The organism is Parvibaculum sp., from assembly GCF_030694575.1.
Taxonomy (GTDB): domain Bacteria; phylum Pseudomonadota; class Alphaproteobacteria; order Parvibaculales; family Parvibaculaceae; genus Parvibaculum.
In genome coordinates this window covers 22,123-30,080 of sequence record NZ_JAUYUS010000127.1, presented here as the reverse complement: position 1 = coordinate 30,080, position 7,958 = coordinate 22,123, and the positions used below count along the sequence as shown (strand labels likewise).

6 protein-coding genes are annotated in these 7,958 nt (G+C 64.2%); 2 read left to right on the top strand and 4 right to left on the bottom strand.

Going from position 1 to position 7,958, the window contains the following annotated elements:
* Nucleotides 1-231 precede the first annotated feature (231 nt).
* The 4 genes from Q8S60_RS17960 to Q8S60_RS17945 form a co-directional block, all read right to left on the bottom strand.
* Nucleotides 232-1,107 (bottom strand): fumarylacetoacetate hydrolase family protein, encoded by an 876-nt coding sequence (locus tag Q8S60_RS17960; protein WP_305275057.1) that lies wholly within the window; start codon nt 1,105-1,107, stop codon nt 232-234.
* A 25-nt stretch (nt 1,108-1,132) separates the two neighbouring features.
* Nucleotides 1,133-2,053: a VOC family protein gene (locus Q8S60_RS17955; protein ID WP_305275058.1), complete on the bottom strand. Its 921-nt coding sequence runs from the start codon at nt 2,051-2,053 to the stop codon at nt 1,133-1,135.
* A 17-nt stretch (nt 2,054-2,070) separates the two neighbouring features.
* A complete protein-coding gene (locus Q8S60_RS17950) occupies nt 2,071-2,739 on the bottom strand; it encodes a TetR/AcrR family transcriptional regulator (RefSeq protein ID WP_305275059.1) in 669 nt (222 codons plus the stop codon).
* A 122-nt stretch (nt 2,740-2,861) separates the two neighbouring features.
* Nucleotides 2,862-3,503 carry a TetR/AcrR family transcriptional regulator gene (locus tag Q8S60_RS17945; protein WP_305275060.1) on the bottom strand — a complete coding sequence of 214 codons (642 nt, stop codon included), beginning with the start codon at nt 3,501-3,503 and terminating at the stop codon, nt 2,862-2,864.
* A gap of 215 nt (nt 3,504-3,718) precedes the next feature.
* Between Q8S60_RS17945 and Q8S60_RS17940 the strand changes: the two genes are divergently transcribed.
* Together Q8S60_RS17940 and Q8S60_RS17935 are read left to right on the top strand one after the other, a co-directional pair.
* On the top strand, nt 3,719-4,825 hold the full coding sequence (locus tag Q8S60_RS17940; RefSeq protein ID WP_305275062.1) for an efflux RND transporter periplasmic adaptor subunit: 1,107 nt from the start codon (nt 3,719-3,721) through the stop codon (nt 4,823-4,825).
* Entirely contained in the window at nt 4,822-7,914 is a 3,093-nt protein-coding gene (locus tag Q8S60_RS17935; protein ID WP_305275064.1) for an efflux RND transporter permease subunit, read from the top strand. The genes Q8S60_RS17940 and Q8S60_RS17935 overlap by 4 nt, the downstream gene beginning before the upstream one ends.
* Nucleotides 7,915-7,958: the final 44 nt, after the last annotated feature.

The following is a 7,958-nucleotide window of genomic DNA, read 5'->3' as shown; positions in this document are numbered from 1 at the left end:
AGCCCGACGATCAGGACTTCCGTTTCCTCGCGCTTCATTTCCCTCTTCCCCTTTGAGTCTCTTCCCACCCTCCCCTCGGGGAGGGTCAAAATTTGTGGAGCGGCAGCGAAACAAATTTCGGGGCGGGGGCAAGACGAGAGCTCCGGCCCCCGCCCCGTAAAATTCTTCGTGTTCCACTCGAATTTTCCGACCCGCCCCCAGGGGGGGGTGGAAGGTTGGTAACGAGCCGGGTTACGCGGCCTCGATCACCGTCTCCGCCTTTTCCGGCACCACGCGGTTTTCGATATAGCCGAGCTTCTCGACTTCGACGCGGACGACATCGCCTTCCTTCAGGAGCCGCATCGGCTTCATCGCGCCGCCGACGCCCGACGACGTGCCGGTGAAGATGACGTCGCCGATATCGAGCGTGAAGGCCTGCGTCAGATGCGCGATCTGGTCGAAGCAGTTGAAGATGAGATGTTTCGTGTTGGAATTCTGGCGAAGCTCGCCATTGACCCAGCACTTGATGTCGAGCGCATGCGGGTCGCCGACCTCGTCCGGCGTCACGATCCACGGGCCGATCGGGCCATGCGTGTCGAAGCTCTTGCCGATTTGCCAGGTGTTGGTGCGGAGCTGCCAGTCGCGCACGCTGACATCGTCGCCGACGAAATAGCCCCCGATCACTTCATGCGCGCGCTCCTTCGGCACATGCTTGCAGCGCTTGCCGATGACGAAGCACATTTCCGCCTCGTAATCGAGAAAGGCGGAAACGGAGGGCAGCGCGATGTCGTCATAGGGACCGGTGATGCAGTTGTGCTGCTTGTTGAACCAGACCTGATGCTCGGGCATCGGCTGGCCGGATTCCTCGACATGGTCGCGGTAGTTGAGGCCGATGGCGAGGACCTTGCCCGGATGGGGTATCGGCGCGAGGAGCTTCACGGCCGAGAGCGGAATGGCGGCACCGCCCTTCGCCACCTCACGCGCGCGGGCGAGCGCCGCATCGCTGCCGATCAGCGCCTTCATGTCGCGCGGCAGCTCCGGCGCGGCCCTGGAAAGATCGACGATGCCGTCGTCGCGAACGACGCCGATACGCGTCGAGCCGCCTTCGCTGAATGTTGCGAGCTTCATGAATGTCTCCCTTGCGAATTGTTTTCTAGCTGCCCATCGAAGGCGGAGCGTCCGGGCCCCATTGATTGCCCATCAGCTCGTCGAGCCCGCGCACTTCGGGCGGTGTTTCATTGTTGAAGAGGTCGCCGTCGGTCCAGTGCTCGACGGTGTGGCCCCACGGATCGCGCCAGTAGTCGAATATCTGGCTGCCGAGGATATGGCGGCCGACGCCCCATTCGTGACGGCGGCCGGCCTTTTCCAGATGCTGGTGGCCCGCCATCAGGTCGTCGAAATGCGCGACCTCGAAAGCGGCGTGATTGAAGCCGGGCTGGCCGGTGCCGACAAGGAAGAGCGTGTGGTGATCGACATGCATCGGGCCGCGGTCGCAGCGCAGGAAGGCGCCGAGGGGCGCGCCGGGCGCAATCTCGATTTCATCGGAGGTGACGAGGCCGAAGCGTTCCTTGTACCAGGCTTCGCTCGCCCGGTAATCCGTGACGTTGATGACGCAATGGCCGAGGCGTTTTACCTGCGAGGGCCCGGCAGCGACACGGAGCGGCTGGCCCGCACGCGCACGCGCATCGCCGTCATTGTGGACGAGCTTGCGGGTGACGGGGAGCTTCTCCGGCGCGGACTGCCCCGCGACGACATCGACGGGAAACCCGTTCGGATCGGTGAAGCGGACGATCTTGCCGCCGCCCGGCGCCGGATTGTCTTCGACGGCAAGGCCATGCTCGCCCGCGAGCTTCTCGAGATCGGCGACGCTTTCGGCGAAGAAACCGAGGCCGACGAAACCTGCCTCGCCCTTTTCCGTCTCGTGAACGAAGGGATGCGCGTCGGTGCCGCGCATATGGAGATGCGTGTCGCTGCGCTGCGCGCGCACCATGCCGAACTCGATCAGGAATTTTTCCATCTCGTCGAGATCGGGTGCACGGAAGCGCACATAGGCTATGTCGGTCACCTTTATCATGATGTCCTCCGCTTTTTTTATTTGAAGCCGATGCCGCTGACGTCGAAAGGCCGGGCAAGAATTGCGTCAATCTCCGCGGGCGCAACGCCGAGACCGCGCAGCAGCAGGGTTGCGATGTCGCGCGCATAGCCCTGCCCGCGCAGAATCTCCGGACCCGCAACCGTGTCGAGCAGATGCCGCATGGCGATGGTGCCGAGACCGACAACGAGATGAAGCGCGACCTCCTCGCCCGGCACATGAATGCGGCCCTTCGCGATGCCGTCGCGAATATCCCCGAGCAGGTGCTCGTTGCCATGCCGGTCGACGCCGGAGCCGCTTTCATAGAGGCGCGCGAGAAGCGTCGTCTTGACGGGGTTCTGCATGGCGCAGGCCATGAACAGGCGGACACCGCGCGCGATGCGCTCCGCCGGATCGTCGATGCCGCGATTGAGCTCCTCGACGGCGTCATTCAGCTCATGCCGGATGCCGGAGGCGACGGCGCGCGCGATCTCGGCCCGGTCTGTGAAGTAATTGTAGAAAGTACCTTTGGCGACGCCCGCCAGATCGACGATCTCGTCGATCGTGGTTGCGTCCACGCCCTGCCGCGCGAAGAGCTGCATCGCAGCCTCGACCAGGACGAACCGCATCTGCGCGCGGCGGCGCGAGCCCGCATCTTCCGTCTTTCTCGCCACTGCCTTGTTCGCCATGGACACCCTCCCGAAGTCTATTTGACTAAATAGTCATAAATTGACTAAACAGTCAAGTGACACTCGGCACGGTGGTTTTCCGGGCTCGCGAGGTCACTGAAACGAGGAAGCGGGCGTGAAGATCAGCGCGGGCCAAACGGGCAGGAGGAGCCACCGCCACGGTTTTCGCCGCGCGCGGGACTGCCGGCGGGAAGCAATCCTTCCAGCAGGAGGTCGATCTGCAGGTCGATCAGCGCGGCCTTGTCGGTCCATGGAAAATGGCCATGGGTGATGAGGAGGGAGACGACCCCATGTCCCGCCGCCCAGATCGCCTCGGAGACGAGATCCGGATCGAGATCGCGCGTCGCACCCGCTTCGACCACCTGATGGACGCAGCTATCCAGCATGCCGAAGGCAAGCGAGCCTTTTGAGGGTGTGAGCTTCGCTTCCTCGGTGCGCGGTATGGCAACGCCCGCACGCACCAGCCCGGACATCGGCGTCATGAAGACGAGGCGGTATTCTTCCGTCCGCGACAAGCCGAAATCGATATAGGTGCGCATCGCACGGCGGAGGCGCGCCGCAGGCTCCGTTTCCTGGGAAACCGCCACCTCGAAAACATGGAGGAGATCGCTGAAGAAGTCCTCGATGATGACGAAGAGGATCGCTTCCTTGTTCTCGAAATGCTGGTAGATCGCCGCCTGCGTGATGCCGACCTTGCGCGCGATCTTGCGCATGGAGACATGATCGATCCCCTCTTCGAGGAAGAGCGACTTGGCGGCCGCCACGATCTGTCTTCGCCGCTCCTCGGGCGCGAGCCTCCGGCGCACCGCCGCCGCACCCTTCCGCGGCGCCTTGGCAGGCGGTTTGACCTTCGTTGAAGGTCTTTTGACGGCTTTTGCGTCTTTCGGTGCCATTTCCGCTAATTAACACCGTTCAGCAGCCTTGACCAGCGGTCAGAACCTCCTAAATAAACACCGTTCGGTTAGTTGGGGAGGTCGTGATGGCTGGGTTTCCGCGTTTTGTACTTGTCGCGGTGTTGGGGGCATTTGCCCTTGCGGGGTGCGGCGAGGAAGACAGCAAGACCGCCGAAACGGAAACCGCCATCCCCATCCTCGTCGCGGAGGTGCGCCCGGCTCCCGAGGCCGGTTTCGTCACCGCTTACGGCCTTGTCCGCCCCGACCGGGAAGCGGAACTCTCCTTCAAGATTTCCGGCCTCGTCCGCTCCATTACCGTCGATGCGGGCGACATCGTCCGGAAGGGCGACACGCTTGCCGAGCTCGACATGCGCGAGATCGACGCCGACGCGCGGCGCGCGAACGCTGCCGCCGTCAAGGCGAAGCGCGATGTCGACCGGATCTCGCCCCTGCTCGAAAACGGATATGTGAGCCGCCAGCGCATGCAGGACGCGCAGACCGCTTACGACATGGCGCTGGCCGAGCGGAGCCGCGTGGAATTCAACCGGTCGCTGTCGAAGATCGTGGCACCTTCGGATGGGGTGGTGCTTTCGCGCCAGTCCGAGCCAAATGAAATCGTCAATCCCGGCCAGCCGATCCTGACGGTAAGCCAGGGCGGCGGCGGCTTCATATTGAAGGCGGGCCTCGCCGACCGCGACGTGGCGCGCATCCGGCTCGATGCCCGCGCCTCCGTGACGCTTGACGCCTTTCCGGGCGTAACGATCGGCGGCACCGTCCGGCGCATCGCCGCCGCAAGCGAGGCGCGCACCGGCACATTCGAAATCGAGGTCGCGCTCGACACCGCGCCGGAAGGAACCGCGAGCGGCTTCATCGGCGTAGCGCAGATCGAACCGGCGGACGAAAGTGCGGCGGCGGCTCTCGCCGTTCCGGCGACCGCGATCCTCGAAGGGCACGGCGCGGTGGCGAATGTGTACCTGCTCGACAGGGCGAGCATGACCGTGCGCCAGAAGCGCATCGGCATCGGCCGGATCAGCGGCGACGAGGTGATCGTCACGGACGGCCTCAAGGCGGGCGACCAGGTGGTGAGCGCGGGCGCGCCCTATCTGCACGACGGTGTGAAGGTCCGTGTCGTGACCGACCTCAAGGCGGCACGCGCCGAAACGGCGCCCGCGGACGAGGCCGCCCGTCCATGAACATCAGCAGCATCAGCGCCTTCGCCGTCCGGAACTGGCAATTCACTCTCGTCGTCTTCGCCATGCTGGTTGCAGTGGGCTTCAACGCCTTCAGCTCCATTCCACGCGCCGAAGACCCCGACATGAAGGGGCCCTTCGCCGTCGTCAACGTGGCGCTGCCGGGAGCCGATCCGGCCGACATCGAGAAACTCGTGATCCGTCCCATCGAGGACGCGGTAAACCGGCTCGACGACCTCGACGAGATCAAGAGCCGCGCCGAGGACGGGCTCGCCATCATTCAGGTGCAGTTCGACTGGTCGACAGATCCGGACAAGAAGTATGACGACGTGGTGCGCGAGATAAACGCGCTCCGCCCGACGCTGCCGGCCGGCATCCGCCGCCTCGACATCAACAAGTTCCGCACCTCGCTCACCAATGTCGTGCAGGTGGCGCTCGTTTCGGAGACGGCGCCGAACCGCGTGCTGGAAGATCTCGCCGACGACCTCACCGATGAAATCTACCGCGTGCCCGGCGTCCGCGACGCGGAGGCGTGGGGCCTGCCGCGTTCGGAAGTACGCGTGTCGATCAATTTCGGCCGTCTCGCCAACCTCGGCATTCCCGTGACGGCGGTCGCGAACGCGGTGGGTGCCGACGCCGCCGAACTGCCGGGCGGTCCGATCCACGCAGGTGCCCGGCGCTTCAACCTCAAGACGGCCGGCGGCTACGACAGTATCGACGGCATCCGCAACACCGTGATCGGCAATTTCGGCGGCAACATCGTGCGCGTGCGCGATGTGGCGGAGGTGAGCTGGGCGACGGAAGAGGCGACTTATCTCGGCTGGTACAACGGCGAGCGCGCCGTCTTCGTGACCGCCAACCAGAAGGAAGGCCAGAACGTCTTCGACGTGCGCAACGGAATCTACCGGGTCCTGGACGAGTTCGAGCCGCATCTCCCGCCCGATGTGCGGATGGAACGCGCCTTCGACCAGACGGTTTCCGTGTCGCACCGGTTGAGCCGTCTCTATCTCGACTTCGCCATCGCGGTGAGCCTCGTCGCCATCACCCTGCTGCCGCTTGGTTTCCGCGCCGCCGGCATTGTGATGGTTTCGATTCCGCTGTCGCTCGCCATCGGCGTGGCGCTGCTCGACTTCTTCGGCTTTTCGCTGAACCAGTTGTCGATCGCGGGGCTGGTGCTCGCGCTCGGTCTTCTGGTCGACGATTCCATCGTCGTGGTCGAGAACATCGAACGCCACTTGCGCGAAGGCAAGAAACGCTATGAAGCGGCGATCGCCGCGACCTCGCAAATCTCGCTTGCGGTGGTCGGCTGCACGGCGGTGCTGATCCTCGCTTTCCTGCCTCTGCTCTTTCTGCCGGGCGGAGCGGGCAAGTTCACGCGATCGCTGCCCGTTTCCGTTCTTTTCACTGTATCGGCCTCGCTGCTTGTCGCGCTGACCATCATTCCCTTTCTCGCCAGCCGGCTCCTGAGCGACAAGACCCATCCGCAGGGCAATGTTTTTCTGCGCATTGTGATGCACGGCATTCACACGATCTACCGTCCGCTTCTTCACATCGCGCTCGGGTGGCCGCGCGCGACCACCTTTGCCGCCATGCTTGTCTGCGTCGCAAGCCTGGCGCTTGTGCCCCGTATCGGCTTCAGCCTGTTCCCGCCCGCCGACAGCCGGCAGTTTCTCGTGCAGATCGAGACGCCGCAGGGGACGAGCCTTCAGGAAACGAAAAAGGCGCTCGACTACGTGACCGCGACGCTGCGCGCGCGGCCGGAAATAGACTGGGTCATCTCCAATCTCGGCCGCTCGAATCCGCAGATCTATTACAACGAGAATGCCCGCGAACAGCGCGCCAACAAGGCCGAAGTCTTCGCGCAGATGGCCGAATTCGACCAGAAGAAGACGCCTGCCCTGCAGGATGAGCTGCGCTCCGAATTCAACAAATATCCCGGCGCCCAGTTCGTGCTGCGCGTCTTTCAGAACGGACCGCCCATCGAAGCGCCGATTGCCGTGCGCATTTTCGGGTCCGACCTGCGCGTGCTGAAGGAGCTCGCAGCCGATGTGAGCCGCGTCGTTGAAGGCGTGGAGGGAACGCGCGACGTGGTGAACCCCGTCCGCCTCGACCGGACCGACTATAATCTCGGGCTCAATACGGAAAAGGCGGGCCTGCTCGGCGTCCCGCCGGGCGAGATCGACCGCACGGTGCGTCTCGCCATTGTCGGCGAAACGGTTGGCGCCTACCGCGAGGCCGACGGCGACGAGTTTCCCATCGTCGCGCGGCTGCCGCTCGAGGATCATCATGCGATTCAGGCGCTGCAGAGCGTCTTCGTGCCGACGGCAAGCGGCGCGTCGATACCCCTCAACCAACTCTCCAGTCCCTATCTCGAATCCAGTCCTGGCCGCATCGACCGCTTCGATCGCCAGCGCCTCGTCACCGTGACCGCCTATACCAGAACCGGCTACAACACCGAGAAGGTGACGAACGAAGTCTTCAAGGCGATCGCCTCGCTGCCGAAACCGCCGGGTTACGATTTCCGTGCGGGCGGCGAGATCGAAGCCCGGAAGGAAGGCTTTTCCGGCCTCACCAATGCCGTCCTGATCGCGATCTTCGGCATTCTCGGCGTGCTTATTCTGGAGTTCCGCTCGTTCCGCACGACGCTCGTGGTGGCGGGCGTGATCCCGCTCGGCATTGTCGGCGGATTGGTGGGGCTCTGGCTCTCCGGCTACTCGCTGTCCTTCACCGCGGTGATCGGTTTCGTCGCGCTGATCGGCATCGAGATCAAAAGCTCGATCCTGCTGGTCGATTTCACGAACCAGCTCCGCCGCGAAGGCGTGCCCCTGAAGGAGGCGGTCGAACGGGCCGGTGAAATCCGCTTCCTGCCGGTGCTGCTGACCTCGATGACGGCAATCGGCGGACTGACCGCGCTCGCGCTCGAGGGATCGGGTCTCTATTCGCCGCTCGCCTTCGTCATCATCGGCGGTCTCGTTTCCTCGACGGTGCTGTCCCGGCTGGTGACGCCTGCGATGTACCTGCTGCTCGCGCCGAAGGAACTGGACGAACCGGAAAGGACGGCGGCGCAACTTCAGAGCGCCCCCGCCGACTGACGGCGGAACAGCACTCCTCGGCCGCCGGACGGACTCCCTCATCC

Excerpts from the sequence above, each read along its gene's own strand:
- Q8S60_RS17955 (WP_305275058.1), bottom strand. The coding sequence starts at position 2,053 with ATGATAAAGGTGACCGACATAGCCTATGTGCGCTTCCGTGCACCCGAT.
- Q8S60_RS17950 (WP_305275059.1), bottom strand. The coding sequence starts at position 2,739 with ATGGCGAACAAGGCAGTGGCGAGAAAGACGGAAGATGCGGGCTCGCGC.
- Q8S60_RS17935 (WP_305275064.1), top strand. The coding sequence starts at position 4,822 with ATGAACATCAGCAGCATCAGCGCCTTCGCCGTCCGGAACTGGCAATTC.
- Q8S60_RS17940 (WP_305275062.1), top strand. The coding sequence starts at position 3,719 with ATGGCTGGGTTTCCGCGTTTTGTACTTGTCGCGGTGTTGGGGGCATTT.
- Q8S60_RS17960 (WP_305275057.1), bottom strand. The coding sequence starts at position 1,107 with ATGAAGCTCGCAACATTCAGCGAAGGCGGCTCGACGCGTATCGGCGTC.